Source organism: Shewanella sp. SM74 (assembly GCF_025653725.1).
Lineage (GTDB): Bacteria > Pseudomonadota > Gammaproteobacteria > Enterobacterales > Shewanellaceae > Shewanella > Shewanella oncorhynchi.
In genome coordinates this window covers 1-25,757 of record NZ_JAKKRZ010000022.1, presented here as the reverse complement: position 1 = coordinate 25,757, position 25,757 = coordinate 1, and the positions used below count along the sequence as shown (strand labels likewise).

Genomic DNA, 25,757 nt, shown 5'->3' with positions numbered 1-25,757 from the left:
GGGATCCCTTATGCCTGATTTAGGCTATCAAGTTTGATTTTAAGCGCAGGGCTTGTCACCACACCACCATTGTCCATGGCAGCTTGATAAGCTGTTTTTGCCTTCTCAACATCACCTTGACGTACTAAGAAATCACCTTTCAACTCATCGCGCTGAGCAAAGAAAGCTTTATCTGTTACTTGATCTAAGGTCGCTAGAGCTGCATCAATTTGACCTTGCTCTGCTTGTACTCGTGCTAAACGCAAAGTCGCAATCACATCTAAACCAGCACCGGGTTTAGCCGTAATCACCTTGTTCAAAGCATCAATCGCTTTTGGATAATCCTTCGCTTCTACCGCAGTTTTGGTCACGATCAGTTCTAACAAGGCTTGATAGCCCTTTTGATCGTGATTTTTAGAAAACTCGGCGACACCCGCAAGCATAGCGGCTTCATCGGCAGATTTAGTGGTCAAATTTTGGAACGCTTTTGAAGCTTCTTCCGCTTGCGCCACTTTAACGTCAGAATAATAATTCCACGCATATAAGCCGCCTAAACCCACTACGGCACCGATTAAAATTGAATTTCCGTAATCTTTCCAGAACTGCTTGATAGCATCAACTTGTTGTTCTTCTGTGCTATAAATTTCCACGCGCACGTCCCCTTTATTTGATCAGTTCAGCCAAAAATGCGCCTAAGGCACTTCGAGCTACCCGTTGTTGTTCGATGTCATTGCGTAAATGTTTAACTGTAACCATACTTTCGGCAAGTTCATCTTCACCTATCAGTAGTGCCACACTCGCACCGCTTTTGTCGGCACGCTTCATTTGTTTCTTCACGTTACCGCCGCCACAGTGACTCATCACTTTAAGGTTTGGCAGTGCGTTACGTAATTCCTGCGCGACCTTGATGGCTTCAACCAGACAGCTATCACCCATGGCCGTGACATACACATCCACTTCTGGCGGAATATCTTTGGTCAGCTCTAAGGTTTCAAGTAGCAAGACAATGCGCTCTAAGCCCATAGCAAAACCGACCGCTGGAGTATCTTTACCACCTAACTGGGCGACTAAACCATCGTAGCGACCACCCGCAAGTACAGTACCTTGTGAGCCTAAACTAGATGTAACCCATTCAAATACAGTGCGATTATAGTAATCTAAACCACGTACTAGACGCGGATTAATGGTGTATTTGATACCCACAGCATCAAGTAGTTCACGCAATTGTGAAAAATGTGTCTTCGATTCTTCACCGAGAAAATCCATTAACTCAGGTGCATCAACCAATATGGCTTGGACATTTTGATCTTTTGAATCCAATACTCGCAGCGGATTGCTGTACATGCGACGCTTACTGTCTTCATCGAGCGCATCTTTATGCAGCTCTAAAAACGCTATTAAGGCATCACGATAAACAGCGCGCTCAGCAGGATCACCTAAGGTATTTAGCTCTAACGAGACGTGCTCGCTAATACCGAGTTTTTCCCACAGACGTGCCGATAGCATTAGGACTTCAGCATCAATATCAGCCGAGCCAATGCCATACACTTCAACGCCAAATTGGTTAAACTGACGATAACGGCCTTTTTGTGGGCGTTCGTGGCGGAACATAGGACCCATATACCAAAGACGTTGCTCTTGGTTATATAGCAGACCGTTTTCGTTACCTGCACGCACTGTCGACGCGGTACCTTCTGGGCGCAGCGTTAAGCTATCACCGTTATTATCTGCGAAGGTATACATTTCTTTTTCAACAATATCAGTTACTTCACCGATAGAGCGTTTAAAAAGATCGGTATTTTCCACTATTGGAGTGCGGATTTCGCTGTAACCGTAAGCACTGACGCTCGAACGTAGTACCGCTTCCACTTTTTGCCATAGAGGACTTTGAGTTGGCAGAATGTCATTCATTCCGCGAATCGCTTGGATCTGTTTTGCCACTGTATCGACTCGTCCGATTTCGCTAAATTAATAAAAATGTCACGCATTATAGGCTTTTGAGCGTAAAACGTAAAACGACCCCGTCGGTTTCGGGGCCTAGCTCAACATCATTAGGCGTAATCTATGCCCAAATGCGGGTACATATTACTCAGTTGTGTCTTTTATTTGAATACGGTTCGCCATTTGACTGGCTTTTGCGCGAATTTTCGCTTCGAGGGAATCGACAATGTTGTCGTTGTCAAAACGTTCTTTTTGACGTTCACCCTCATCATAGTAACCGCTCTTATTGTGCCCACCGGTTAAACCGATGTGCGACACTAAGGCTTCACCTGGGCCGTTAACTACGCAGCCGATAATAGACACATCCATGGCGGTAGTCACGTCTTCGAGGCGACGCTCTAACTCATTGACTGTACTGATCACATCGAACTCTTGACGAGAACAAGATGGACAAGCAATGAAGTTAATGCCACGGCTACGAATACGCAGCGACTTTAAAATGTCAAAACCGACTTTGATTTCTTCGACCGGATCAGCGGCCAAGGAAATACGCAGGGTATCACCTATGCCTTCGGCCAATAACATACCTAAGCCTACGGCCGATTTCACTGAACCAGCGCGCGCGCCACCAGCTTCGGTAATGCCTAAATGCAAGGGTTGGCGAATTTGTTTTGCTAATAAACGGTAGGATTCGACCGCTAAAAATACATCGGAGGCTTTAACGCTGACCTTAAACTGGTCAAAGTTCAATCTGTCCAGAATATCCACATGGCGCATAGCTGATTCAAGCAAGGCTTCAGGTGTGGGTTCTTTGTACTTGTCCATTAGATCTTTTTCTAATGACCCACCATTCACACCAATACGGATGGGAATATTATGGTCACGGGCACATTCCACCACGCTACGAATACGCTCTTCATTGCCTATATTACCCGGATTGATTCGAAGGCAATCGACACCATACTCAGCAACTTTTAAAGCAATGCGATAATCAAAATGAATGTCGGCCACTAAAGGAACATTGACCGCTTGCTTAATGAGCTTAAAGGCTTCAGCCGCATCCATAGTGGGTACAGAGATACGCACTATATCGGCACCGACTTTCTCTAAGGCACGAATTTGAGCAATTGTCGCTTCAACATCTGTGGTCTTAGTATTGGTCATTGACTGAACAGCAATCGGCGCCCCATCACCAATCGGTACATTACCCACATAAATGCGGGTGGAAGGACGTCTTTTTATGGGAGTTTCATTATACATGCTTAATACGCTCTATTTCGGTACGTGCTGCAGATCATTACGCGGTCGTTAGGCTTTAGGCAAGGTTAACCGCGCGACTCGTCCCTTGGGGAAATCCGCTAGGCTAACAATTTGTCCATCTAAGCTTAAAGTCGCTACATGGGGCGCACCTAAAATGACTTTAAACGGCGGTACACCGCTCACTTGCACTGTTGCGCCAGCGCCTTTAACACCATCGACTAATGCTTTACCTTTAGCATCAACAATGTTTATCCAGCAATCACCCGTCAACTGGACATCTATAATCGATTGTCCTGCAACAGCAACCAAAGTACTTGCTGCAGTGGTCGTTGATGTTGTGGTCGGTGAAGGCGTTGCACTAACAGGCTGTTGGACTACAGGAGCTGTCGTTTGCGGAACCGATGGCGTTGTCGTAGTGGCTGCGATTGCTGAACCACCATCTTCATTACTCGTATCAACGGTCTGAGGATAATTATTGTCCGTTGGTCCTGTGCTGACATCAATAGTGCTTGCATCAGTATCTTTAATTGGACCATCGATAGACATTGAGCCGTTTGCGGCAATCTCAGTCAAACGAGGACTGGCATCCGTTTCGGTCAATAACACATCACCTGGAAGCGTCTGATTCGCTGCTGCGACCTCTTCAGCCGTGGGTTGCGACACATCAATAGTGCTTAGCAAGGTCGTTTTTTGCATCCACCAGACGACTAACGAACCGAGTAACACTATGACGATAAAAATACTCAGCCAAGTTAAACGTGTATCGCGAGCTTGATATGTGGTTTTGCGTGAAAAACTTTGCATTGCAGGCTCAGTCACAACTGGCACTTGCTGCACAAGACAAGCTTCAATCAAAGCCGCATCGGCACTGACCATACGCGCGTAGTTTTTCACATAGCCACGTACATAAGTCGATGAGGCAATATTTGTAAAATTGTCAGCTTCAATATCTTCAATAATACGAGGACGTAGATGCAGCTTTACAGCGGCATCTTGAATACTAAGGCCCATTTTTTCGCGGGCGGCTTTTAATAAAGTACCAAGCGTGACATCTAGCGCGACTGATTGCGGTGCTACCGACTCAACTGGCGCATTGGTTTCATGATCTTTCATTGATGCAAATTAACTCTGTATTGCTTGGCCTGAGGTGATGCTGGGAATTTGGCAAGCAATAAAATACCAAATCTCTTCACAGCGGCATCATCATTCACTGCCTGCTCTATTTTGATCCCGAGCGCTAAACTTTCTGGAGTTTGCTCAGCCACTTGGTGATAGCGCGCTAATTGGTTTCGCGCCTGAATAAAGTCACCTTGATCGACTTCTAACTCTGCCAACTCCAGTAATGACACCGAGCGTCTCGGGTCATACTTTAACGCCATCTGAAAATACTGTCGTGCCTTTTCTGCTTGTCCTGCTTCGCGACTACAAAGACCTAAGTTCTCATAGCTTGAGGCAGTGCGCGTATATTTGGGCATTTCAATTGCGGCCAAAAACATTTTTTCAGCTTTGTTGTATTGCTTTTGTTGGCACAAAAACACCCCGAAATTATTCATGGAATCGCCAGAGGCGTCCTTAGTACTAATGGCATTCATGTACGACTCTTCGGTACGCACTAAATCGCCCACGGTTTGATAGTAATAAGCCAGAGCGGTATGCACATCTTCGAGCTCTGGAGCATATTCTAATGCTTTATCAAGATTGTATTTGGCTTGTTCCGTGCTACCTCGATTTAAATAGGTTAAACCGAGCTGCATCCGCTCTCTTGCGGCGGCGACTTTGTCTAACTTTCGTTCCGAAACAGGAATATCTGTCCCAGTATAAGTACGTTCAGTGACGCATCCTGTCATCAATAACGACAGGCTTAAAATCAACGAAAACCTTGGCAATCCATGCTTCATGGGCAAGCCTATAAATCTGTGCAAACAAAGAGTTAATTCATTGTGACTGAAATCTGGTTTTCTTGCATGCGTTTTTTCGCTAAACGTTTCGTTCTGTCGCGAATATCGCCAGCTAACTGACCGCAAGCGGCATCAATGTCATCACCACGGGTTTTACGTACGATGACAGTAAAACCGTATTCCATAAGAACCTTAGAAAAACGGTCGATACGTGAATTAGATGAGCGGCCATAAGGCGAGCCTGGATACGGATTAAATGGGATCAGATTCACCTTACAAGGCGTATCTTTCATTAACTTAGCTAACTCATGGGCTTGGTCTGTGCTGTCGTTGATATGATCTAGCATCACATATTCAACCGTCACGCGGCCGCGGTTAGCATTTGATTTAGCAATATAGCGACGAATACCCGCTAAAAACTCATCCAGCGGATACTTTTTATTGATCGGGACCAGAATGTCACGCAACTCATCATTGGGTGCATGAATACTGACAGCAAGTGCCACATCGATGGCATCGCCCAGTTTATCTAACGCTGGCACTACGCCTGATGTTGATAAAGTCACGCGGCGCTTTGATAAACTAAAACCAAAATCATCGAGCATGATGTCCATCGCAGGGATCACATTGGCTAAATTGAGTAATGGCTCACCCATGCCCATCATCACGACGTTAGTGATCGGACGCTCGCCCGTGTCTTTTGCAAATCCTAAAAAGTGCGACACGCGCCAGATTTGGCCGACGATTTCAGAAACCGTTAAGTTACGATTAAAACCTTGCTGACCCGTCGAGCAGAAAGTACATTCCAGCGCACAGCCAACCTGTGAAGATACACACAAGGTCGCACGATCATCCTCAGGAATATAAACCGTTTCCACTTCTTGGCCTTGGCCAACATTGATTGCAAATTTTATCGTACCATCGGTCGATTTTTGGAAACTCGAAATTTCTGGTGCAACGATCTCGCAGCGGGCCGCCAATTTTTGACGTAACACTTTGTTGATGTTGGTCATCTCTTCGAAGTCACTGACACCGAAATGATATAGCCATTTCATGAGCTGATCGGCACGAAAGGGTTTTTCACCCATTTCCGCAAATAATGCGCGCATCGCCTTACGATCAAGGTCTAATAAATTGATCTTCTTTTCACTCATATAGCTAACCTCAACACCAAAAACCGGATCCTGCAACAGGGCGGCGAATTATACAGACGCAAATAAATTTTAGCCAGTAACTCAATTCACCTATGATAGAATCTCCACGGGCTAATATTGGCCTAAAATACGGAGTTGTAATTCCACCTATATGTTAACCCTCATCATTATAGTGCTTGTCGCTGTCGCTGTTTCTTTTCTGTGCAGTGTGTTCGAAGCTGTTCTGTTATCGGTTACCCCAAGTTATATCGCATCACTCGAACAAACTGACAGTGCCGCAGCCGCGCGCTTACGTAGATTGAAAGAGAATGTCGAAGCCCCTTTGGTGTCAATCCTTACCCTAAATACTATCGCTCATACCGTCGGTGCCGCCGTTGCAGGTGCGCAAGCGGCTAAAGTATTTGGTGACGATATGTTAGGTGTTTTCTCGGGCGTATTAACCTTTATTATCCTGTTTTTCTCAGAAATCATTCCTAAATCATTGGGTGCAAACCATTGGCGTCGCCTCGCACCAAGTGTTTCTGTTGCCGTGCTGTGGATGAAGCGTACCACTAAACCGCTGATCTGGATGTCACAGCAAGTCACTCGCCTAATGGGCAAAGGTGATGAAGGCCACTACATACGCCAAGAGATGAGTGCTATGGCCAAAATTGGCCATGAATCCGGTGAGCTTGATGAGCAAGAGTCAAAAATTTTGACGCAAATGCTGAAGGTGCGAGATATGCCAGTCACGGCGATCATGACGCCGCGCACTGTGATGTTTTCTTTGCCCATAGATCTCACCCAAAATGAGTTTGTGCGCCAATACCGCGACAAGCCTTTTACCCGAATTCCAGTTTACGACCAAGATCATGATGATGTGATTGGTTACATTACCCGCACCGATGTATTGCTAGCAGAGCGTTACACGCCAGAAGCACCGATTGGTGAACTTAAACGGAGTTTATTTGTGGTACCTGAAACCGCAAAAATTCTGCCACTTTTTGAGCGTATGATTAAACGTAACACCCAAATTGCGATGGTGGTCGACGAGTACGGCAGTAGCCAAGGTATCGTAACTCAAGAAGATATCATCGAATCTATGTTAGGATTAGAGATTGTCGATCTAAACGACCCAGCGACCGATATGCAGCAATTGGCACGTAAACTTTGGACTAAGCGCATGAAGCAAAAAGGCATTCGCCTATCCGATGACGGTGATTTTGAAGCCGCATCCGATGATGACGAAGCCAAATCCGGCTGAAGGCTAACCAAGTTTAGTGCTTGTTAATATAAAGGGAGCCTAGCTCCCTTTATTCTTTTAGAATGCGGATGACTCAGAACCCTCTGAAACTCGCATTTTCAGGTTGCTTGGGTATATACTCACCCGCCGTAATAGAGGTAAGTTATGACACAGAGCTACACACTCTCACTCGCGCACATTAATGACACCCATTCGAATTTTGAACCCTGCCGCGTCCAATTTAGCCTTAACATAGGCCAACATAAGCTAGATGTGACCAGCCATAGCGGTGGTTATGCCCGCATCGGCCATCACATCACAAAAGCGCGTCACACCGCTGCACAAACTAATACGCCTTTTATTTTCCTGCATGGTGGTGACAGCTTCCAGGGCACGCTGTATTTCAGCCATTTTAAAGGTAAGGCCAACGCCCACTTACTCAATCTGTTGGCACCTGATGCTATGGTCATTGGCAACCACGATATTGATGAAGGTAACGCCAGACTTGCCGAGTTTGCCAAGCAAATTGATTTCCCATTGCTTGCAGGCAACATGGATTTAAGCCAAGAAGATCTCAACAAACCCGGTTGTCTGCGAGGTTTGCCTAATATATTGGATTATGATCATGAGCAAAAACGCGCGAAATACCTGCTTAAGCCCTTCCACGATAAGACATTAGCCATTGTCGGTATTACCTTAGATCAGATGAAAGAGATCGCTCGTCCCGATCCCGACACCCATTTTGTCGATGCTATCGCCACTACCGCGCGTACGGTTAAGCACCTTAAAAATCAAGGTATTAAGCATATTATCGTGCTCAGTCACTTAGGCTTAGATCAAGATAAACGCCTCGCGGCTGAAGTCGATGGTATTAGCCTTATCGTCGGCGGTCACACACATACACTACAGGGGGATTTTCGCGCCCTAGGTTTGAGCAACCTGCCCTACGGTGAAGTCATCAATAACACACCCATAGTGCATGCGGGTAAATATGCCGAAGTCGTCGGCTTAGCCGAGATAACGTTTGACGCTGATGGGAAAGTGCTGAATTTAAAGGGTGGCAACTATTTCATGCTGGATCAACACTTTATCTTAAGTGCTAACACGGCAGTCGATAACCAAGATTACCAAGCTGTGCGCCAGCAGCTTAATCAGCATCCGAATATCCTTTGGGATGATGCCGATGCCGATATCGATGGTGTGATCCGAGACATCTACAAACCTGCCATCGCAGAGATGGAAAACAAAGTGTTAGCACTGGTGCCGAAGAACTTAGTCCATACCCGCTTACCCTCTAAAGCCCTGCCCCACGGTAGTGAAATAGCACCTTGGGTGAGTCGCAGCATGTTCCAAGAAGCCAAACTGGTCGACCCTAGGGTGAACTTTGCTCTGCATAATGCCGGCGGTGTGCGCCAATCGGTGGCCCAAGGACAATTAACACTAGCCGATGTGATGGGGCAATTACTCCCCTTCGAATTACCATTAGTTAAGTATGAAATTCAAGGTCAGTTTCTCTATCAAGCGCTCGAATCGGCGATTAACGCGGCAACCAACAACAGTGTCCGAGGCACTGGTGCGGGTAGCTTCCCTTACACCTACGGCTTACGGTATTACTACGATGGCCGCCGTCCACTGGGCGAGCGTTTATTCAGACTAGAGATGATGCAGCAAGATAGCCAATCACTATGGTATCCGGTTGAACCTGAGTCACTGTATGTCGGGGTATCGACCTCTTACACTGCTGCGGGTAAGGAAGGCTATCATCCATTGCTGCAAGCCCGCTGGCAGGAGTCGATGGAGTCACTGACTTTGCCACAGGCCTTTATTCGATTCTTGAATCGCTCACCGAATCTGTCTGATTTATTGTCACAGCATGTGCATTACACCAGCCACAGCCAACGTATAGGTTAGGCGCTATGCTCCTCATGGCGAAAACATTAATGCTGTGAGGAACAAAGTGAGTGGCTACTTACAAAGCGCTAAACAAACCTGAGCTTAAAATTGCCAATCACATTGCGGTAAACGCGCAGTAAACCAATCCTGCGCCTTGCCTTCAGCATATTTACGCCATGCCATAAACACAGCTTGCGTTGGGCGCGGCATTTCCACATGACAAGCCACTAGGCTTCCCGCCGCCAACGCATCTAAGATCAAGTGCTTTGGAATGTAACCCACACCTAATCCCAATTGCTGCGCCTTAATTTTGGTCTGCATGTTCGGCACACGGATCACTTGGCGACTATCAAATAAACCACTTGATCGCTGTGCTAGGGCGGTCGAACTGTCTGCCACCACAATAGAAGGAAATTGCAACAATGCCTCAGTCGGAATTGGGCCAGCATGTTGCGCCAATGGATGCGAAGGATTTAAAGCAAATACAAACTCCAACTCCCCAATTTCCACCACGTGATATTGGCCTTTGGGCAACTCCCCTGTTACGCCGATAGCGATATCGGCACGGCCAGAATAGAGCGCATCCCAGCCGCCACCTAAGGACTCTTCGCTGATATTCACAGTCACTTGCTTACCCAGCTCAGTAAACTCACCAATCAACTGCAGCAGGGGTAAATCCGGCACCACTGTATCTATGGCTAAGGTCAATGAAGACTCCCAGCCTGTCTCGAGTTGACGCACCGCCTCTTCGAGCCTTGATGTTGCCGCAAGGATTTCTCTGCCTTGGCGCAGCACAAGTTGACCGACTAAGGTCAGCTCGGCGCGCTGGCCCTTACGTTCAAATAATTTTGTACCTAAATCGCTTTCCAGTTTCTGCACTGTGTAGGTCAGTGCCGACGGCACCCGAAACAAGGACTCAGCAGCAGCAGAAAAACTGCCTTTTTTATCAATGGCATCGAGCACGATTAATCCATCGAGACTAATAGATGGCAACATATAAACCTTATATTCAAATTATTTGAAATGGACATTGAAAATGTTCCGATTTTCTTTGCCAAAGGTCAAGTCTACACTGCTTAGCAATGGAGACGTTCTTCGGAACTGCAGCCAAACTGACTTAAGACTGAGTGAACAATACCCTTAACTATTCGTTAAATAATTTGAAATGAGGAATATCCCATGAAAGCACTGATCACAAAAACACTGAAATCAGCCCCGAGTTTTGCCCCACTGGCACTGCGCATTCCTATCGGGATCATCTTAATCGCCCATGGTTCACAAAAACTGTTTGGCTGGTTTGGCGGTTACGGCTTAGAAGGCACTGGACAATGGATGGCATCCATTGGTTTGACGCCAGGTTACTTAATGGCATTGATGGCAGGTTCAAGTGAATTCTTCGGCGGCCTGTTCCTATTGCTCGGCCTGCTGACTCGCCCAACGGCCCTCGTATTGTCATTCACTATGGTTGTGGCGATTTTCTCGGTACATATAGGCAACGGTCTGTTCCTTGCCAATAACGGTTACGAATTTGGTCTCGCCCTATTAGCAGCCACAGTCTCATTGACGGTATCTGGTGCTGGCAAATTCGCTGTAGATAACCTATTCGCTAACCGCATCAAATAAAGGGGAAAGCAAGATGATCACATTAAGAAAAGCACAGGATCGCGGTCAAGCAGACTTAGGCTGGCTAAAGAGTCAACATACCTTCTCTTTCTCTAGCTATTATGACCCAGAGCACATGGGGATATCATCCCTAAGAGTCATCAACGATGACAGAGTGGCACCCGGCGCAGGTTTTGATACCCATGGTCATAAAGACATGGAGATCATCAGTTACGTGATATCCGGCACTATCGCTCACAAGGATAGCTTCGGCAATATCAAAACCTTACCCGCAGGAGAGTTTCAATTGATGTCCGCAGGTAAAGGCATTTACCACAGCGAGTTTAATGCCTCTAAAACTGAGCCGCTGCACTTTTTACAGATTTGGATCCGCCCAGATACTTTAGGCATAGATGCGGGTTATCAGCAAAAGGCATTCGAGCAAAGCTCACCACTGACGGCCGTGGTGACACCAAACGGTGAAAATGGCACGCTCAAAGTGCAACAGGATGCGACCCTATATCGTTTAGTGTTGAGTGAAGGCGAAAAAGTAACGATGGACAGAAGCGCCGCTCAAGCAAATCGTCATCTGTATGTTCAATTGATTGAAGGTACGTTGGATATCAATGGCACAACACTCACGGCTGGGGATGGCGCACATCTGACACAACTCGCAAGTGTCGACTTTACTGCAACAAGCGGCCCAGTTACCGCATTAGTGTTCGATTTATCGCCTAATGCGTAATACAAGTGATTTAACAAAGCGATTCAGTAATTCAGCTTCACTATTTATTAGTTATTAGCAAACTACCAAGCAAACGATTGAGTAAGTGATTAGATGCCAGCTTGATAAGCACTGCCACAAGTCATCTTTGGCAGTGTTTTTTATTGGCGCTTCTATGGCGATGTTATAAAGCCGTGCTAACGGCCTCGTTTAGCAAACCAAATCAGCACCTTGATAAGCTGAGTTAGAGGGCGAGTGTCATGCTGAAGTTAACCAACACTTGAGCTTGGCCCTGTGCTTTATCCGTCGCATTCAAAAAACGCTTATGTTCATTACGACGAATACTGCGAAATCCCTGTTTCTCAAAAAAAGGTCGCGCGAGATAGGATGCTTCAACCGTTAATCGTTTCAGCGCTAAGATTTTAACTTCTTCAAACAACGCAAAATACAAAGAGGTAGCCACCCCAGAACGGGCATATTCTGGATGAACAAACAAGCATTCCACTTCGGCAGCGGCTTCAACATCGCTGTCGGCGCCTATCTTAAGATTGATAAAACCCACCAGCATATTATCGGTTTCGGCAACCCAAATAGTGGTGCCCTTTAAGCGTTCAAGCCAATAACTCTCGCTGCGGGTCTCACCTTCGATATAAGCCCATGCAGAGCGCTCGGCGAAGGAGTAAAACTCACCAGAACCTTGCATTACACTCGCCTCAAAGATTGCCGCCAACTGCGAGACATCCGATGGCGTAAATAGTCGAATCTTCATTCTCTGCCCTCCATCTTGAATCATTAATTGACTTAGATTAACCGAATTCTAATTTAAGCTAAACAGTGCTGATTAAGTTAAATAGTGTCACTAAACGGCGTTAAGCTAATGTTTTACTGTGGAATACCTTACATCACTTTCTAGCTGAAACCATAGTAAACGCGCGTTAAATATTCTTTCCTATATTCTTTTCCATATAGAAACCGGGGATCACTTGCCCAAGTTTTTGCTGATAACTGCGCTGTATTTGAATAAATCCCATCCGAGTAAACAACCCTTTAGAGAGATAAGATGCGTCCAAGCTCAAGCGCACATAGCCTTGTGCCTTAGCCCAAGCTTCTAAAACAAGATAAGCGCGCTCACCTAATCCCTGCCCTTGATAATCTGGATGTATATATAAACTATCTAAGTAACCTTGGCGGGGGAAATGGGTTTCGACATTGATAAAACCGCAACAAACTGAAGAAGCAGTCGCTTCATCTATGGCTAAAACCACCCACGCCTTCGAGCGGCTTAACCGTAAATGCCAATGTTTAGCCGATCTTGGCGCCGCAGACCAAGCCATAAGCTGCGCCTGCGAATAACGAACATGGGTAATGCTGTGCACGCAAAGGTGAAATAACTCACTCACTTCACGTGCATAACATGACTGATAAGGCTGGATCTCGAACTGTTCAAACGCCATCACTTGAGTGATCCCCTGCTGAGTAATAACAGCTAGAAAAATAGCCGCTATTTTGCCGCCTTTGTCCCCATCGAGATAGTCACAAACTCAGATTTAGCGGCATTGAACGCTAAAAACAAAAACGGCCTCGAAAGTATCGAAGCCGTTGAATTACAGAGGCGCTCAGGTTAGCGCACTCGATACTGCTGACTATTTCTTATCGATTTGGCCAACAAATAACAGTTTATCAAAGGTGCGGTTCAAGGTTTTGCTGGTGAATTCGTTCATCCACATTTGCTCAACCACAGCCACTTTATCGCCTTTGCTCACTTCAGTTTGAGGACCCGCGGCCCAAAAAGTGGTATCAGCTTCTTTAATCTGTACGTAGGTGTAACCGCCACCGTTCATCGTATCAACAACAGTACCTTCGTGGGTGACACCCTGAGCCCAAGCACTTGACATGCCTAACGCTAAAGTCGCTACTGCCGCTAATTTTACCCATTTTGCCATCATGCCTGCGTTCCTTTTGTTTTGCTAATATGCTGCATTAAAGCATGCTAAAAACAATAAATCGCTAATCTCTATCACGAAATACAACACTTATCGCAAAAGCAGTATTTTTCTTAAAAGAAGGGAACTCATTTCAACAGCGGTTTTAGCATGCCTTCTAAGCCATTAAGTTTGATTTCGTACATTAGGGCTAATTGCTCACCAAGTTTCCCCTGAGGAAAACCTTGCTTATGGAACCACACCAGATAAGGTTCGGGTAGTTCAAGCAACTTACGTCCAGCGTACTTACCAAAGGGCATTTTTTGATTAACAGCATCAATAAGGAGTTGCTGATCCATAGGTTGTTATCTCATACAGAACGTCACGATAATCCTACGGATGCTACAACATAAGCGAACGAATGTCGCCGTTAACTCACGCAAAAGTGACGATATACCCAAGGGCTTAAATACGCGCTAGCTAACACCTAAAAGGCATTCTCACATGAATATCAAGCGATAATTTTTAACAAATTAGGCCCTAAATTAGCGCAGGGAGCATACTGAAAACCATATTCACTACATAAGCGCTCATGCTCACCATGGGCGGTCATACTGACACAAGTTCCCGCACTCGCATGGTCATCAACAAAGGCCATCACCCGCTCAAGTATTATCTTTGCTAGCCCATAGGATTGGTATTCGGGTAAGACAATAAAATCTTCAATCATCAAATGCCCGGGCTTGTTGCCATAAACACACGCCGTTGCCAATAGATTAGACTTAGCGGCCCCAGCGCCGGCATGTTCCAATTCAGTCTTGTCACTTAATCGAATAGAGACCCAGAACAATGCCTGTACATCCGCAAGTTCAACGCCAATAGAAGGGAGGCCAACTGTGGCCCGCAGATTAAGTAGTTCATGAAATAACGGTGCAGTTTCAACGAGTTCAAACTTAATAGGCATAATAGTTTTGATATCCATTTGGCATCCCTTCTCCATGGTTGAAATTTCAAGCGATTTAGACGTCAGTCTATAGAGATGATAAAGCCAGCATTTGGCAGTTTGATGACAAGTGCCTCACCAAACAAGACCACTTTCGACTGAGAAGCTGATAATTTACTCAGATCAGTTAATAACATTTAGAAATATAAAATTAACATTTGTACCAAGGAAGAAATAAAAAACTACACCCTAAGTCCTATGCACAGTTACCGATCACCACAAACAACCCTTTTAGCTGACGGATAACAGATAAAACAATGTAAAACCAATAAGATAAAAAAACATTTTTATAAATCCCTCGTCTCATCTTTTTTGTCAAATTAACGACATATGACCAGATACTGACAGAAAAACGCCTACGACAATTTAATTAAAAAACGTCAAAAATCAGCCAATTGACCGAGATTAACATTAGGTTTACATTCGATTTCGGACATCAATGCGGATAGCTCCAAACACATCAACTCGCTGCACAAGGGTCATCAAAAGAATTAAGGAATGCGTCATGATAGTCTTAATCGGTGGAGAAAAAGGCGGCAGCGGTAAAAGTTGCTTGGCCCAAAATATAGCTGTATTTCTAACCACAGAATGTAGCGCCTCAGTCATTATGGTGGACTGCGATCCCCAGCGCACCACCTCTGACTGGATCCATGCAAGAAACAACAATCCGCAACTTGCCAGCATCAATTGCGTACAGCTTTACGGTAAGATCCGTAATGACTTACTCAGTCTTGAGCAACACTATGATGTAGTCATAGTCGACTGCGGTGGGCAAGATAACCTAGCGCTACGAGCAACCATGTCTGTCGCCTCTTACATTTTAATGCCCTTAAGACCTAAGCGCCGCGATTTAAAAACCGTATGTCATATGGACGATATCGTCGCGACGTGTAAGATGATTAATCCCAAGTTACGGGCTTCTTTTGTGATCACCCAATGTCCAAGTCTACCCAATCAAGCTAACCGAATTTTGGAGGCCAAAGAAGTCTGTAAAACCTATGATATCCATGTCCTTGACGCGATAACTTACTGTCGTAATGTTTATGATGACAGTGAAGAATCAGGATTATCGGTAATTGAAATCGAGCCCGCAGGAAAAGCAGCCGAAGAAATTCGAACTATCGCCTGTGAACTATTCCAAGTCGATTGTGCTGCCAGCTTAGCCAATCTCCTACATCCCGCGTTACACGCTCAGGGGGTGAGTCAAATGCATCATCATTTGACCCATCAAACTCAATCCACTCACACGACTACTCAACGAAGGGGGCAAAATGGGACTCAGCGATCTCAAGAAAAACGCTATGTCATCTAGCAGCTTACAGCACTCGCTTTCGTTAGATGAGTTTATTGAAGCGGCAAACTTGTACGCAATGGGACAAAGTCTGAATAAGATAAAAAGCAATCTAGATCATAAAGCAGATGCAACTGTCACAAAAACCACAGACATGGCGCGGAGCCATTCCAATGTGTTGAGCTTGCACAAACAAAGCCTAGAAACAGACGTATTATTCCCGGCAAAAGTAGAAACTAAAACACACTATCGCAAAGCAACATTTTCCCTCAGTGAAGCGGCTATAACCCATCTTGCTACACTGGCAGAAGAAAGCAGTATATCCAAATCAAAGCTGCTCCGACTCTTGATTGAACAACACTTCGATCTACCTATTGCTTTGAGGCAATTACGAGAACAACAACGCCAACACCGTTAACGATTCACACTACTCCCACCCTTTTCCGGTAACTTAGCTAAGATCGAGTTACCGGCTTTTTGCTCAAAAAGTAAAAAACACAATAAAAATCATCATAAAATCGCGGCATAAGTTCTGATCCCACCTATCCTTAAATATACATAATGCTGAATTAATGATATTAACTCAGAGTCAACACGTAACATTAAGGTGTTATTTTTGTTAAACCAGATCAGATTTATTTTTCTTTGTTTAACCGCAGCGATAATGATGCCCTGTTACGCAGAATTTTCATTGGCACAAATCCCGCCGCTAACAAACAAAACCCCCATTACTTTGGTCGCTGAAAAAGGATTTTGGACCGACTATTTAACCCAAGAAATGTTACCTAAATTCACCGCTAAAACCGGCGTAAAAGTGCAGGTGGTCAGTACTGAATTAGAGGATATGTTTAACTTACAGACCCAGAATTTACTTCAAGGTTCAGGCAAATACGATTTACTCACAATGGAAGCGGGCTGGGCTAAAGAATGGGCTGCCAATGGTTATACAGTGCCCTTAATTGAACTCGCTAAACTTTACGATCCCGATGGCGAAAAGGCCATGGAGAAATACCTAGAACCCTATTACCCATCGCTACTTAACATCTTGTCCTATCAAGGTGAAATCCATGCTATTCCCTATAACAATTATGTTATGGGGAATCATTATCGAGCAGATCTCTTTGATAATAAAACTGAAAAAGCTCACTTTCTGCGTCAGTTTGGCTATCCACTCGCACCAGCAAAAACCTTAACAGAGTTACGAGATCAAGCTCAGTTCTTCACTCGTAAAGCAGGCACTACATTGGCGGATAAAATACTGACTCATGACTTTTACGGTCTAGCGCTAATGTCGGGTGATAAGCCCCATATTAACGATGAATTCTCTAGCATGATTTGGAGCTTAGGTGGCACTTGGATGCAGCCCGTCTATAACAGCCAGAAACAGATCTCCCATTTTGAAGTGCCTACCATCAACCATGAAGCAATTGAAGCGGCCAAGCAATATCGCGAATTAATGCCCTATGCCGTTCCCGCTAACGAGCAGTTTGCTTTCAATGAAGCAGCTAATGCTATTGCAACAGGTCAAGCAGCAATGTGGCCTTTTGCCTACAATAATCTGTGGTATAAATCCTTTAAAGTTGAACAGAACATTCTCGGCGCGCGTCTAGCCGTAAGCCAAGTGCCTGGCGGTTATCCCTACAATGGCGCTTATGCCTTTGCCGTTAGCTACGACAGCAAAAACCCTCAAGCTGCCTATTGGCTGCTCAAATATATGGGCACCTATGAGGCACAACATGCCTATGCTATGGGGGGTGGTAATCCCTGTCGTATGGATGTAGTAACAGCCCCAGAATTTAAAGATGAATCTTTAAGAGGCATAGCTGGCGCATTTGAGGCAAGCCACATAGCCAATATGTTTTGGTCTACTAAGGTCTTATCCTTTGGGCATTTCACCAGTACTGCCATGGGACAAATTTACCCTGAACTCAGCCACGCCTGTTTTAGCGCAAGCCGCAGACCCGCTAACAGTGAAGATATTTTCATTAAATTAAGTGCAGAGATAAAACACCTCCAAAATACCTATGGAGAGGTACCTGCTATTGACAAAGAAAATAATGCCAAGCACTAAACCACTGAAAAGTTTGAAACAAAAAATAACCTCAGCCTTCTATATCATAGTGGGCATGGCGCTATTAAATGGTGTTGTCGCCATACTACTGTCACAGCAACTCAAATCAGAAATTGAACACTTAGTCGGGGTAGATGTGGTAAAAGTCACCACTGCGCTGCAACTGGCAAAAAACAGTGAAAAACTACAAATCATTACTGCACGCTTGAATAATTATTATGATGAAAAACAAAGAACTAGCCTGTTAGGCGAACTTTCCGCACAATGGGAATTACTCATCAATGACTCACGTCTACTGGCCTCAATAGAAACTTCTACTGTCAATAAGCAAGAATTAAATCACGCCTTAGATACTCAACTGTATTACTTACAACAACTGCCATTACTCAACACGTTAACCGATACAGCCTTACAAGCCAATTCACAGGCAGCCAATATTCAAGCCAACTTAACGTCAATGGCGTCGGGATTTAGCGATGAAATGCAAACCCAATTTCAGCGTATTAATACGGACTCTGAACGTCAGCTTAAGCTGAAAAACGTTGACCAGATTGCTTTAAATATCAATACCAATCAGCAGCTATCTTTATTTAGTCATCTAGGAGAACACTTATTTACCCAGTTAACTCAAGTGAATATCATCGACAATCTAGTTGAACTAAACCAAACCCAAAGAGATGCTATGCGACTGCTGTTAAGCATGGAGGCTATGCTTGATAGTATCGGTGGCGATAAAAACTTATATTTTAATTTGTTATCACAAATAAAACAGACCATGGTCGGTGAAGACAACCTCTTTGAACTTTCTCGCAAAGCGATTAGAAGCACTCATATCGCCAATGCGCATTTAGAATACCAAGCAGATGCCGCACAAATCGTTGCGACCTATACGCAGGATCTCGTTAACCAAGTTGAAAATGAAATTCAGCAAACAGGCCGCGAACTTAAAAACGATAGCACCGCATTTATCGTATTGATTTTCTGCAGTGGCATCTTATATTGCTTCTTCATCTGGCTCACCAGTTGGCACTTTATCACTAAGGGAATCATTAAGCCTGTCATGGCGACTCGAGATGCTATGAATGCCATTGCCAATGAAAAACTCGACGCCAGAATGCCTGTCACTGATAACTTAGAGCTCCAGCAAATGGTGAGCTCCTTAGAGACATTAAAAAGCTATGCAGCTCAGGTTAAAGGCATGGCCGAAACCGACGGATTAACTGGCTGCTATAATCGCCGCTATTTAGATTTACAACTCCAAAAAGAATTAGAGTATGCAAGGGACCACAACATGCCCCTAGGTATAATTCTGTTTGATATTGATAATTTTAAACAATTTAACGACAGGTATGGTCATGTCGCAGGCGATCAATGTCTTAAGAAAATCGTTAATGCCACCAAATCGATCTTGAAACAACCCACTTACATGCTTGCCCGCTATGGCGGAGAGGAGTTCATGATAGTACTACCATCGAGCAATCTCGAGGAGGCATATCATTTTGCTGAAGTATTACGCAATAAAATCATCAGTTTAAAAATACCACATGAAGACTCCCCCCATGACGGCATACTGACCATCAGCGCTGGTATTACTTGCTGGGAGCGATCACAACCTATGGATACGAATAGCTTAATTAATCAAGCTGATGAGGCTCTCTATCACGCCAAACTAACAGGTCGTAATCGTACAGAGACACGACTAAACCAACCTGTTCGCTATTCCTAACCATAAAATGCGGCGACTGTTCAGTTTCTTTTTTCACCAGAGGATTGAGTTAAGCTAACTTCACCCCCATTAGCTAATACTAAGTTAATCAGGATTAAGTCAGGGAAGTATGCTCGCTATTGTTATCACGCTTATCCTAGGAGTTGGCGCAATTACCTGGCTACTGTCGAGTCGTTGGCGCAGGACCTTACATCGTCGACGAGTCACGATGAAACCTTTTCCAAAAGAATGGCGCAGCATTCTCAAAAAAAGACTGCCTTACTTCCATGCTCTACCCGCAGATCTACAACTGCAACTCAAACGACATATCCAAATTTTCATCGATGAGAAAGTCTTTATCGGCTGCGATAATTTTGAGATCACGGATGAAGTAAGAGTCACAATCGCGGCCCAAGCCTGTCTACTGCTACTCAATCGTAAAACCGACTTTTACCCCAAACTGAAACAGATTTTGGTCTATCCCGATGCCTTTATCGTCAATAATCAACATAAAGACACTAGCGGTATCGTGTGGGAACAACGCAATGTGCTGGCAGGGGAATCATGGGAATACGGTAAAGTTGTGCTCTCATGGAGAAATACTTTAGACGGCGCCGCCGATCCCCATGATGGTAATAATGTCGTAATCCATGAGTTTGCCCATCAGCTCGATCAAGAAGATGGCCAAGCCAATGGCGCACCCATTCTGCAGCATTTTGCAGACTACAGCACTTGGTCTGAAGTGCTAAGTAGGGAATTTACCCAGTTACAACACAGTGCAAATTTTGGCACCCCCTCATTATTTAATTATTATGGAGCGACTAATCCCGCTGAGTTTTTTGCCGTCATCACCGAGGTCTTTTTTGAGAAACCAGAGGATTTTTACCAACAACACCCAGACTTGTATCGGGAACTGAGCCGCTTTTATCAACTCGATCCGATAAACTGGCATTAACCCATAAAAGTAGAGGCACGCAAATGCTCAAAGACACTCATGCATTCTCAGTTAAAGGTTCCAATATTCATCGCGCTACCTTGGGGTTACTGCTCAGCGCGTTAATGCTTGGCGGCCTTAATGTAAGCGTACAGGCACAGGACTCGCTAACACAAAGCACTCAAACGACTTCGAATCCTGATCAACAAGCGGCGGCTCACGTATTAGATTTACTCAACCAATATTCAAGCGATGCCAATTGGGATAAATACTTTGCCCTGTACCGAAAAGACGGCATTTTTATTGGCACGGATGCGAGTGAGCGCTGGGGAATGGCGGAATTTGAACGTTACTCCCGCCCCACAAAAGGTTGGCGCTATGATTTAACTGAGCGTCATTTAATCCAACACGGCAATGTCATATTGTTTGACGAGTTATTAAATAGTCCAGCCTATGGCGTCAGTCGAGGAACTGGCACTTTAATCAAAACCAATGGCAACTGGGAAATAGCGCAATACCATTTAAGCTTTCCCATTCCTAATGAGGTAGCTAAGCAAATAACTGCCGAGATTAAAGCCGCAAACAAACAATAGCGCAGCACTCCCCAAAATACGGTTTAAAAGAGTGCAATTTCGAAAGAATACAGCTTAAAATTAAATCACTTAAAAACAATCACTTAAAAAACAATCACTTAAACTATATAACTATCTCAAGGACACAGTAAAACACACATTCGCCAATTGGGAGAAGTGGATGAAACTTTGAAAATCCACGTCTTCAAATGCCCTTTCCGAAGGGCCCCTATCCGCATAATAAAACCCGATCACTTTACTATCGACTAATAATGGCGCCAATAAAAAGCCTTGACGTGACACATGTCGCGCTTGTAATTCTTTACACTGCTCTTGCCATTTCTTAGAGCTAGGATCATCTACCCAAAGCGGTAACTTATGCTCCATCGCTTGGTAAAATAATCCCCGCCTATCGCTCAAATCGATAATAAACTCTTGCTTAATGGCATCTGCATCACGACCTAATATCACTCTAGGTTGAAGTTGTTTACGGCTTGGCGACAATAACAACACGCCGCACCGGTCAACGCCAACGCCCTCAAGTATACCTTCGAGAACCGTTTGCATGATTTGGTTAAAATCGGCTTTATTAATGGCGAAGCCTGTTAATTCTCGTAGCTTAGCTAACTGAATATTCAAGTTAACTTGATAGACTGGCATATCTAACGGAATGGGAAGTGGAACAGGTTTAACTGTGACCATACGCTTAGGATCAGGTAGATAGTCTAGCAACACCTTAGCACCATATACTTCAGCTAACTTATGGGTCGCATTCGCGCAGCGTTGCATCCGCACCATAAACTCATTTTCTTCTAGTCCAGTAAAACTCGCCGCTTGCGTGATACGTTTCCCTAATTCCTGCTTATCAAGATTAGGTTGAGATAAAATTTCGCAGAGCTTATCCGCAATAAAAATAGACCGAATTTCAGGTCTTTGGTCTTCAGGATTATTAACTGCATGGACCAACAGTTCTCCCAATCCCCAATTGCGGGCAATACTTTGAGTTAATAGTGAAAAAGAAGTGCCGAGGGCTTCGCGGGTTATACTTCGTTCCTCTGCTGGCGTTGCACATTCACGTAGTTTTAGATCTAACTCTTCGGTGAACTCACCACCAATACTCCAAAAAGCACTCTCACCTATGTGATACAGTAAAGAGGCTATAAAAGCTTCCTCCTGCATTTCTTCGTCATAATGGCTCAACATCATCCGTGCAATCATGGCGGCTTGAAATGCTTTAGCCATCAACTTTATTAATCTTTGATATACGTTAGGTGCCAAATTTTTACTCTCTAACAAGCTTGAGAGTAACTTGGCTGTGATACAGATATTTCGCACCGCATCAAAACCAAGCACTATAGCCGCTCGGCTGACAGTAGAGATTTGGCTACTACCTTTATGGTAAATAGCGCTATTAGCAACTCGAAGAATACGAGAGGTTAAGGCGTTATCGTGCATCACGCTACGCCCGAGTAATGCGAGAGAGGAAACGTCATCCTTGGCGAGCTTTTCTAGCGATTTAACAGTCGAACACAGTGCAGGCATTTCCAATTCACTGATCCGATTTGTCCAATAATCGACCCCTTTATTAGTATTGTTATTAGGCTTCAACCTAAAGTTACCTTAGCGATATAATCTTGTTGTTTTTAGTATAGATAAACGCAAACATTTCGCCTGTTGTCTAAAGCTTGTTTTAGCAAATCATTCATTAATTGCTTAATAATTCAACATTAAGCAATGCCTGCCTATAAAAATGCCCAAGACAAAGCTCAGGCATTTCAGTAAAACAGGAAATCAATCCACACTTAGGCTTTGAGGTACTGCTTAACAACACGCAACACTTTATCTATATCCTGACGGCTGATATCTTTATGAGTCACAAGCCGAAGTGTACGCCCTGGGCTTATCAGGATGCCTTCCGCTCGACAGTGTTTAGCCAATAAGTTCGCATCAATATGGAGTGCTAATGTAACAAATAACATATTTGTTTGTACTGCGGCTAAATTGACGTCGAACTCACTGAATTCTGCCAACTGCCGAGCTAAGTACGCCGCATTATCATGATCTTCACTAAGCCGTTGTACTTGCTCAGTTAAAGCAAGCTTACCCGCAGCGGCAAGTATCCCAGCTTGACGCATGCCACCACCAAGCATTTTACGCCAACGAATGGCTTTCTTAATCAAGCGTTCATCACCTAAGAGTAATGAGCCGACTGGCGCACATAATCCTTTGGATAAACAAATCGACACTGAATCAAAGTGCGCCGTGATATCACTTATCGCAATATTCTGCGCCACCGCAGCATTGGCAACTCTCGCACCGTCTAAATGAATTTTTAATCCGCGATTAAAGGCTAATGCCTGCGCATCCGCCAAATAGCTTTGCGGGAGAACCTTACCGCCAATCGTATTCTCTAAACTAAGCAAACGAGTACGAGCAAAATGGATATCATCAGGCTTAATTGCGGCTTCAATGTCAGCTAATGCAATAGTGCCATCTAATTGATTCATTAAAGGTTGAGGTTGAATGCTGCCTAGGACAGCAGCGCCGCCGCCCTCGAACTTATAATTGTGAGCCTGCTGACCGCATAGGTACTCATCACCACGATCACAATGGGCCATCAGAGCCAATAAATTTGCCTGAGTACCCGAACAGGTAAATAATGCACTTTCAAAGCCAAACATCTCCGCAGCCATATCCTGCAAACTATTTACCGTAGGGTCATCACCGTAAACATCATCACCCACTTCGGCTCTGGACATGGCTAACCGCATGGCTGCTGTTGGCTGGGTAACAGTATCACTGCGTAAATCTATCATCTTGTCCTCAACTTAAAGTTTGCTTGGCGCATAATGGGCTCAAGACTCTAGCGCTAAAGGCTTATTTTGTATAGTTTATCGTCATACTTGTCGACAAATTTACCGATGTAGAACCTCGCTCATGCTTGAAGCAAGTATCGACATACTGACATCTACTAATAAAAACATAAATATACTCAAGATCTTGCCGATATCTATCTGTCGATGTACGGACGCTTGTACGCGTTTAGCTTGGCGAAAAGAGTCTTACTCGTTAGAATGCCACACTAAGATGGTCATGCTACAACAATGCGATCGCTTTAGTAATTTTGACTAATACTTCTCGTTCAATAGGTGATTTGTAGTGAAAAACTCCCAATCTCGATGGATTCAGCTAGCGCTTTTGCTATTAAGTTTAAGCCTAACATCACAGGTATTTGCTTGGTCTGACACTGACCGAGATGGCGTGCCAGATATCAAAGATGCCTGTCCTAACACAGAGCCAAATACACCTGTTATGGCTAATGGTTGTGTGGAAGAAATCGCTGTGGAAATGACTGCATCATCAGTTTGCGATATGAGTCATTCAAATGCTGAGTTAAACACAGATTGTCATAATATTTCTGCAGCTATGGTGTATTTTGAATTTGCCATTGCCGAGGTTGACTTTTCTCAATGGAAAACTTTAGCCTTAGTAAAAGCATTCTTAGAAACAAATGATGCTGAATTAACCTTAGTAGGCCACACAGATATCGTTGGTACACCAGAGTTTAATTATCAACTATCACTTCAACGGGCTCAAAATGTAAAACGTATTTTGGTTGAAGATTATGGCTTTAATCCAAATCGCTTTACCGTAATAGGTAAAGGTATATCTGAACCTGTAGCGGACAACCGTTCTAGCGAAGGGCGCAGTTTAAATCGACGAGTAGAATTTATCGTCAATAATAAATAGTTTTTGTTAGCGTATATTTAGGGAGTTATTCAATGGAAAACCTCGAAGGTTTATTAAAACAAGCACCAGATCTGATTGTGACTTATGGCTTAAAAACATTATTCGCCATTATCATCTTCTTTGTTGGTAAATACTTTGCGGGCGTAGCACAGAAGCTTGTTCGTAAATTACTTAACAGCCGTAAAGTTGATCCGACAGTCGTTTCATTTGTCGCAAACCTCGCTTGGGCAGTGGTATTTGTTTTCGCGGTTATTGCTACGTTAGGCCAAATTGGCGTACAAACCGCATCACTGGTAGCCGTTATCGGTGCTGCAGGTTTAGCAATAGGCTTAGCGCTACAAGGTTCTCTGTCTAATTTTGCATCGGGTGTGTTAATGGTGTTATTCCGCCCTTGCCGCGTAGGTGACTATATTGAAGCTGCAGGTATCGCCGGCACTGTTGATGAAATAACCATATTCTCAACCAAGCTTCGCACTCCTGATAATAAAGTTATCGTAGCGCCAAACTCATCTATCATGAATGGCACTATCACTAACTACTCAGCGATGGATAGTCGTCGTATTGATTTAGTGATTGGCGTATCTTATTCCCCGAATTCAACTCCGAAGTGCGACACTCGACAATTAAGCAGCTAACTGGTGAAACACCACCGCAGGCTGCTTAAACTTCAAACACTTTTTGGGTCGATAGTTAATTCTATTCTGAGCAAATTCGATTAATTCATTACTCACTAGCCTCAAATCAACCCCTTTTTTGACGTACTGCCGCAGTAATCCATTGGCGTTTTCATTCGCACCACGTTCACAAGAACGATAAGGGTGCGCAAAATACACCTG

General features: G+C 44.4%; 25 protein-coding genes and 2 pseudogenes. 12 read left to right on the top strand and 15 right to left on the bottom strand.

What is annotated here, in order from left to right; translation table 11 throughout:
• Nucleotides 1-8: 8 nt before the first annotated feature.
• The 6 genes from L5M49_RS18945 to L5M49_RS18920 all read right to left on the bottom strand — a co-directional run bounded on the left by L5M49_RS18945 (nucleotide 9) and on the right by L5M49_RS18920 (nucleotide 6,232).
• Nucleotides 9-629 (bottom strand): tetratricopeptide repeat protein, encoded by a 621-nt coding sequence (locus L5M49_RS18945; protein ID WP_263266638.1) that lies wholly within the window; start codon nucleotides 627-629, stop codon nucleotides 9-11.
• Nucleotides 630-642: 13 nt separating this feature from the next.
• Nucleotides 643-1,920 (bottom strand): histidine--tRNA ligase, encoded by a 1,278-nt coding sequence (gene hisS / locus L5M49_RS18940; protein WP_263266637.1) that lies wholly within the window; start codon nucleotides 1,918-1,920, stop codon nucleotides 643-645.
• A gap of 144 nt (nucleotides 1,921-2,064) precedes the next feature.
• The gene (gene ispG / locus L5M49_RS18935; protein ID WP_105251894.1) at nucleotides 2,065-3,180 is read right to left on the bottom strand and encodes a flavodoxin-dependent (E)-4-hydroxy-3-methylbut-2-enyl-diphosphate synthase; all 1,116 of its coding nucleotides are present in this window, start codon (nucleotides 3,178-3,180) and stop codon (nucleotides 2,065-2,067) included.
• Between the two features lie 48 nt (nucleotides 3,181-3,228).
• Nucleotides 3,229-4,293, bottom strand: a complete 1,065-nt coding sequence (locus tag L5M49_RS18930; protein WP_131523674.1) for a RodZ domain-containing protein — start codon at nucleotides 4,291-4,293, stop codon at nucleotides 3,229-3,231.
• Nucleotides 4,290-5,078, bottom strand: a complete 789-nt coding sequence (pilW, locus tag L5M49_RS18925) for a type IV pilus biogenesis/stability protein PilW (protein WP_028761255.1) — start codon at nucleotides 5,076-5,078, stop codon at nucleotides 4,290-4,292. The genes L5M49_RS18930 and pilW overlap by 4 nt, the downstream gene beginning before the upstream one ends.
• Nucleotides 5,079-5,110: 32 nt before the next feature.
• Entirely contained in the window at nucleotides 5,111-6,232 is a 1,122-nt protein-coding gene (locus L5M49_RS18920; RefSeq protein ID WP_028761256.1) for a bifunctional tRNA (adenosine(37)-C2)-methyltransferase TrmG/ribosomal RNA large subunit methyltransferase RlmN, read from the bottom strand.
• A 151-nt stretch (nucleotides 6,233-6,383) separates the two neighbouring features.
• Here L5M49_RS18920 and L5M49_RS18915 point away from each other — a divergent pair, with 151 nt between their 5' ends.
• Together L5M49_RS18915 and L5M49_RS18910 are read left to right on the top strand one after the other, a co-directional pair.
• Nucleotides 6,384-7,475 carry a CNNM domain-containing protein gene (locus L5M49_RS18915; protein ID WP_028761257.1) on the top strand — a complete coding sequence of 364 codons (1,092 nt, stop codon included), beginning with the start codon at nucleotides 6,384-6,386 and terminating at the stop codon, nucleotides 7,473-7,475.
• A 144-nt stretch (nucleotides 7,476-7,619) separates the two neighbouring features.
• Nucleotides 7,620-9,365 carry a bifunctional metallophosphatase/5'-nucleotidase gene (locus L5M49_RS18910; protein WP_263266636.1) on the top strand — a complete coding sequence of 582 codons (1,746 nt, stop codon included), beginning with the start codon at nucleotides 7,620-7,622 and terminating at the stop codon, nucleotides 9,363-9,365.
• An 84-nt stretch (nucleotides 9,366-9,449) separates the two neighbouring features.
• On the opposite strand, the gene L5M49_RS18905 is transcribed toward L5M49_RS18910, so the two are convergent.
• Nucleotides 9,450-10,343 (bottom strand): LysR substrate-binding domain-containing protein, encoded by an 894-nt coding sequence (locus tag L5M49_RS18905; protein ID WP_113939435.1) that lies wholly within the window; start codon nucleotides 10,341-10,343, stop codon nucleotides 9,450-9,452.
• Nucleotides 10,344-10,526: 183 nt separating this feature from the next.
• Between L5M49_RS18905 and L5M49_RS18900 the strand changes: the two genes are divergently transcribed.
• Complete coding sequence (locus L5M49_RS18900; RefSeq protein ID WP_028761260.1) at nucleotides 10,527-10,970, top strand: DoxX family protein; 444 nt, start codon at nucleotides 10,527-10,529, stop codon at nucleotides 10,968-10,970.
• A 13-nt stretch (nucleotides 10,971-10,983) separates the two neighbouring features.
• Nucleotides 10,984-11,694, top strand: coding sequence for a pirin family protein (locus L5M49_RS18895; RefSeq protein WP_028761261.1), 711 nt, complete (start codon nucleotides 10,984-10,986; stop codon nucleotides 11,692-11,694).
• Nucleotides 11,695-11,917: 223 nt separating this feature from the next.
• On the opposite strand, the gene L5M49_RS18890 is transcribed toward L5M49_RS18895, so the two are convergent.
• The 5 genes from L5M49_RS18890 to L5M49_RS18870 form a co-directional block, all read right to left on the bottom strand.
• Nucleotides 11,918-12,442, bottom strand: a complete 525-nt coding sequence (locus L5M49_RS18890; protein ID WP_263266635.1) for a GNAT family N-acetyltransferase — start codon at nucleotides 12,440-12,442, stop codon at nucleotides 11,918-11,920.
• 166 nt (nucleotides 12,443-12,608) lie between these two features.
• Complete coding sequence (locus L5M49_RS18885; RefSeq protein WP_113939433.1) at nucleotides 12,609-13,130, bottom strand: GNAT family N-acetyltransferase; 522 nt, start codon at nucleotides 13,128-13,130, stop codon at nucleotides 12,609-12,611.
• Between the two features lie 186 nt (nucleotides 13,131-13,316).
• Nucleotides 13,317-13,619: a hypothetical protein gene (locus L5M49_RS18880; RefSeq protein ID WP_006082493.1), complete on the bottom strand. Its 303-nt coding sequence runs from the start codon at nucleotides 13,617-13,619 to the stop codon at nucleotides 13,317-13,319.
• A 125-nt stretch (nucleotides 13,620-13,744) separates the two neighbouring features.
• The gene (locus L5M49_RS18875) at nucleotides 13,745-13,954 is read right to left on the bottom strand and encodes a DUF3820 family protein (protein ID WP_006082494.1); all 210 of its coding nucleotides are present in this window, start codon (nucleotides 13,952-13,954) and stop codon (nucleotides 13,745-13,747) included.
• Between the two features lie 152 nt (nucleotides 13,955-14,106).
• Nucleotides 14,107-14,577, bottom strand: coding sequence for a GNAT family N-acetyltransferase (locus tag L5M49_RS18870; RefSeq protein WP_105251887.1), 471 nt, complete (start codon nucleotides 14,575-14,577; stop codon nucleotides 14,107-14,109).
• A 526-nt stretch (nucleotides 14,578-15,103) separates the two neighbouring features.
• Between L5M49_RS18870 and L5M49_RS18865 the strand changes: the two genes are divergently transcribed.
• From L5M49_RS18865 to L5M49_RS18840, 6 genes are all read left to right on the top strand, one after another.
• On the top strand, nucleotides 15,104-15,910 hold the full coding sequence (locus L5M49_RS18865; protein WP_263203456.1) for a division plane positioning ATPase MipZ: 807 nt from the start codon (nucleotides 15,104-15,106) through the stop codon (nucleotides 15,908-15,910).
• Entirely contained in the window at nucleotides 15,870-16,307 is a 438-nt protein-coding gene (locus L5M49_RS18860) for a CopG family transcriptional regulator (RefSeq protein WP_263209609.1), read from the top strand. Before L5M49_RS18865 ends, L5M49_RS18860 begins: the two co-directional genes overlap by 41 nt.
• A 249-nt stretch (nucleotides 16,308-16,556) precedes the next feature.
• Nucleotides 16,557-17,960, top strand: coding sequence for an ABC transporter substrate-binding protein (locus L5M49_RS18855; RefSeq protein ID WP_263162281.1), 1,404 nt, complete (start codon nucleotides 16,557-16,559; stop codon nucleotides 17,958-17,960).
• Nucleotides 17,947-19,686 (top strand): GGDEF domain-containing protein, encoded by a 1,740-nt coding sequence (locus tag L5M49_RS18850; RefSeq protein ID WP_219250970.1) that lies wholly within the window; start codon nucleotides 17,947-17,949, stop codon nucleotides 19,684-19,686. The genes L5M49_RS18855 and L5M49_RS18850 overlap by 14 nt, the downstream gene beginning before the upstream one ends.
• Before the next feature lie 109 nt (nucleotides 19,687-19,795).
• Complete coding sequence (locus L5M49_RS18845) at nucleotides 19,796-20,620, top strand: zinc-dependent peptidase (protein WP_263142356.1); 825 nt, start codon at nucleotides 19,796-19,798, stop codon at nucleotides 20,618-20,620.
• 23 nt (nucleotides 20,621-20,643) lie between these two features.
• A complete protein-coding gene (locus L5M49_RS18840; RefSeq protein WP_263266634.1) occupies nucleotides 20,644-21,192 on the top strand; it encodes a nuclear transport factor 2 family protein in 549 nt (182 codons plus the stop codon).
• A gap of 111 nt (nucleotides 21,193-21,303) precedes the next feature.
• Here the strand turns inward: L5M49_RS18840 and L5M49_RS18835 are convergent, their stop codons facing one another.
• Together L5M49_RS18835 and ltaE are read right to left on the bottom strand one after the other, a co-directional pair.
• Nucleotides 21,304-22,779, bottom strand: a complete 1,476-nt coding sequence (locus L5M49_RS18835; RefSeq protein ID WP_263266633.1) for an HDOD domain-containing protein — start codon at nucleotides 22,777-22,779, stop codon at nucleotides 21,304-21,306.
• A gap of 194 nt (nucleotides 22,780-22,973) precedes the next feature.
• A complete protein-coding gene (gene ltaE, locus L5M49_RS18830) occupies nucleotides 22,974-23,987 on the bottom strand; it encodes a low-specificity L-threonine aldolase (protein WP_263266632.1) in 1,014 nt (337 codons plus the stop codon).
• A 343-nt stretch (nucleotides 23,988-24,330) separates the two neighbouring features.
• On the opposite strand from ltaE, the gene L5M49_RS18825 reads away from it, so the two are divergent.
• Together L5M49_RS18825 and L5M49_RS18820 are read left to right on the top strand one after the other, a co-directional pair.
• Nucleotides 24,331-24,921 carry an OmpA family protein gene (locus L5M49_RS18825; RefSeq protein WP_263266631.1) on the top strand — a complete coding sequence of 197 codons (591 nt, stop codon included), beginning with the start codon at nucleotides 24,331-24,333 and terminating at the stop codon, nucleotides 24,919-24,921.
• A gap of 32 nt (nucleotides 24,922-24,953) precedes the next feature.
• Nucleotides 24,954-25,511, top strand: a pseudogene (locus L5M49_RS18820) (mechanosensitive ion channel family protein); the annotation flags it as partial.
• A gap of 33 nt (nucleotides 25,512-25,544) precedes the next feature.
• Here the strand turns inward: L5M49_RS18820 and L5M49_RS18815 are convergent.
• A pseudogene (locus L5M49_RS18815) lies at nucleotides 25,545-25,757 on the bottom strand (IS30 family transposase); the annotation flags it as partial.

Bases quoted from the DNA above. Each gene is read 5' to 3' on its own strand.
- L5M49_RS18900 (WP_028761260.1), top strand. From the start codon at position 10,527: ATGAAAGCACTGATCACAAAAACACTGAAATCAGCCCCGAGTTTTGCC.
- L5M49_RS18930 (WP_131523674.1), bottom strand. From the start codon at position 4,293: ATGAAAGATCATGAAACCAATGCGCCAGTTGAGTCGGTAGCACCGCAA.
- ltaE (WP_263266632.1), bottom strand. From the start codon at position 23,987: ATGATAGATTTACGCAGTGATACTGTTACCCAGCCAACAGCAGCCATG.
- L5M49_RS18880 (WP_006082493.1), bottom strand. From the start codon at position 13,619: ATGATGGCAAAATGGGTAAAATTAGCGGCAGTAGCGACTTTAGCGTTA.
- L5M49_RS18890 (WP_263266635.1), bottom strand. From the start codon at position 12,442: ATGAAGATTCGACTATTTACGCCATCGGATGTCTCGCAGTTGGCGGCA.
- L5M49_RS18855 (WP_263162281.1), top strand. From the start codon at position 16,557: ATGCCCTGTTACGCAGAATTTTCATTGGCACAAATCCCGCCGCTAACA.
- L5M49_RS18875 (WP_006082494.1), bottom strand. From the start codon at position 13,954: ATGGATCAGCAACTCCTTATTGATGCTGTTAATCAAAAAATGCCCTTT.
- L5M49_RS18840 (WP_263266634.1), top strand. From the start codon at position 20,644: ATGCTCAAAGACACTCATGCATTCTCAGTTAAAGGTTCCAATATTCAT.
- L5M49_RS18870 (WP_105251887.1), bottom strand. From the start codon at position 14,577: ATGGATATCAAAACTATTATGCCTATTAAGTTTGAACTCGTTGAAACT.
- L5M49_RS18895 (WP_028761261.1), top strand. From the start codon at position 10,984: ATGATCACATTAAGAAAAGCACAGGATCGCGGTCAAGCAGACTTAGGC.
- ispG (WP_105251894.1), bottom strand. From the start codon at position 3,180: ATGTATAATGAAACTCCCATAAAAAGACGTCCTTCCACCCGCATTTAT.
- L5M49_RS18860 (WP_263209609.1), top strand. From the start codon at position 15,870: ATGGGACTCAGCGATCTCAAGAAAAACGCTATGTCATCTAGCAGCTTA.
- L5M49_RS18845 (WP_263142356.1), top strand. From the start codon at position 19,796: ATGCTCGCTATTGTTATCACGCTTATCCTAGGAGTTGGCGCAATTACC.
- pilW (WP_028761255.1), bottom strand. From the start codon at position 5,078: ATGAAGCATGGATTGCCAAGGTTTTCGTTGATTTTAAGCCTGTCGTTA.
- L5M49_RS18850 (WP_219250970.1), top strand. From the start codon at position 17,947: ATGCCAAGCACTAAACCACTGAAAAGTTTGAAACAAAAAATAACCTCA.
- L5M49_RS18905 (WP_113939435.1), bottom strand. From the start codon at position 10,343: ATGTTGCCATCTATTAGTCTCGATGGATTAATCGTGCTCGATGCCATT.
- L5M49_RS18910 (WP_263266636.1), top strand. From the start codon at position 7,620: ATGACACAGAGCTACACACTCTCACTCGCGCACATTAATGACACCCAT.
- L5M49_RS18865 (WP_263203456.1), top strand. From the start codon at position 15,104: ATGATAGTCTTAATCGGTGGAGAAAAAGGCGGCAGCGGTAAAAGTTGC.
- L5M49_RS18915 (WP_028761257.1), top strand. From the start codon at position 6,384: ATGTTAACCCTCATCATTATAGTGCTTGTCGCTGTCGCTGTTTCTTTT.
- L5M49_RS18920 (WP_028761256.1), bottom strand. From the start codon at position 6,232: ATGAGTGAAAAGAAGATCAATTTATTAGACCTTGATCGTAAGGCGATG.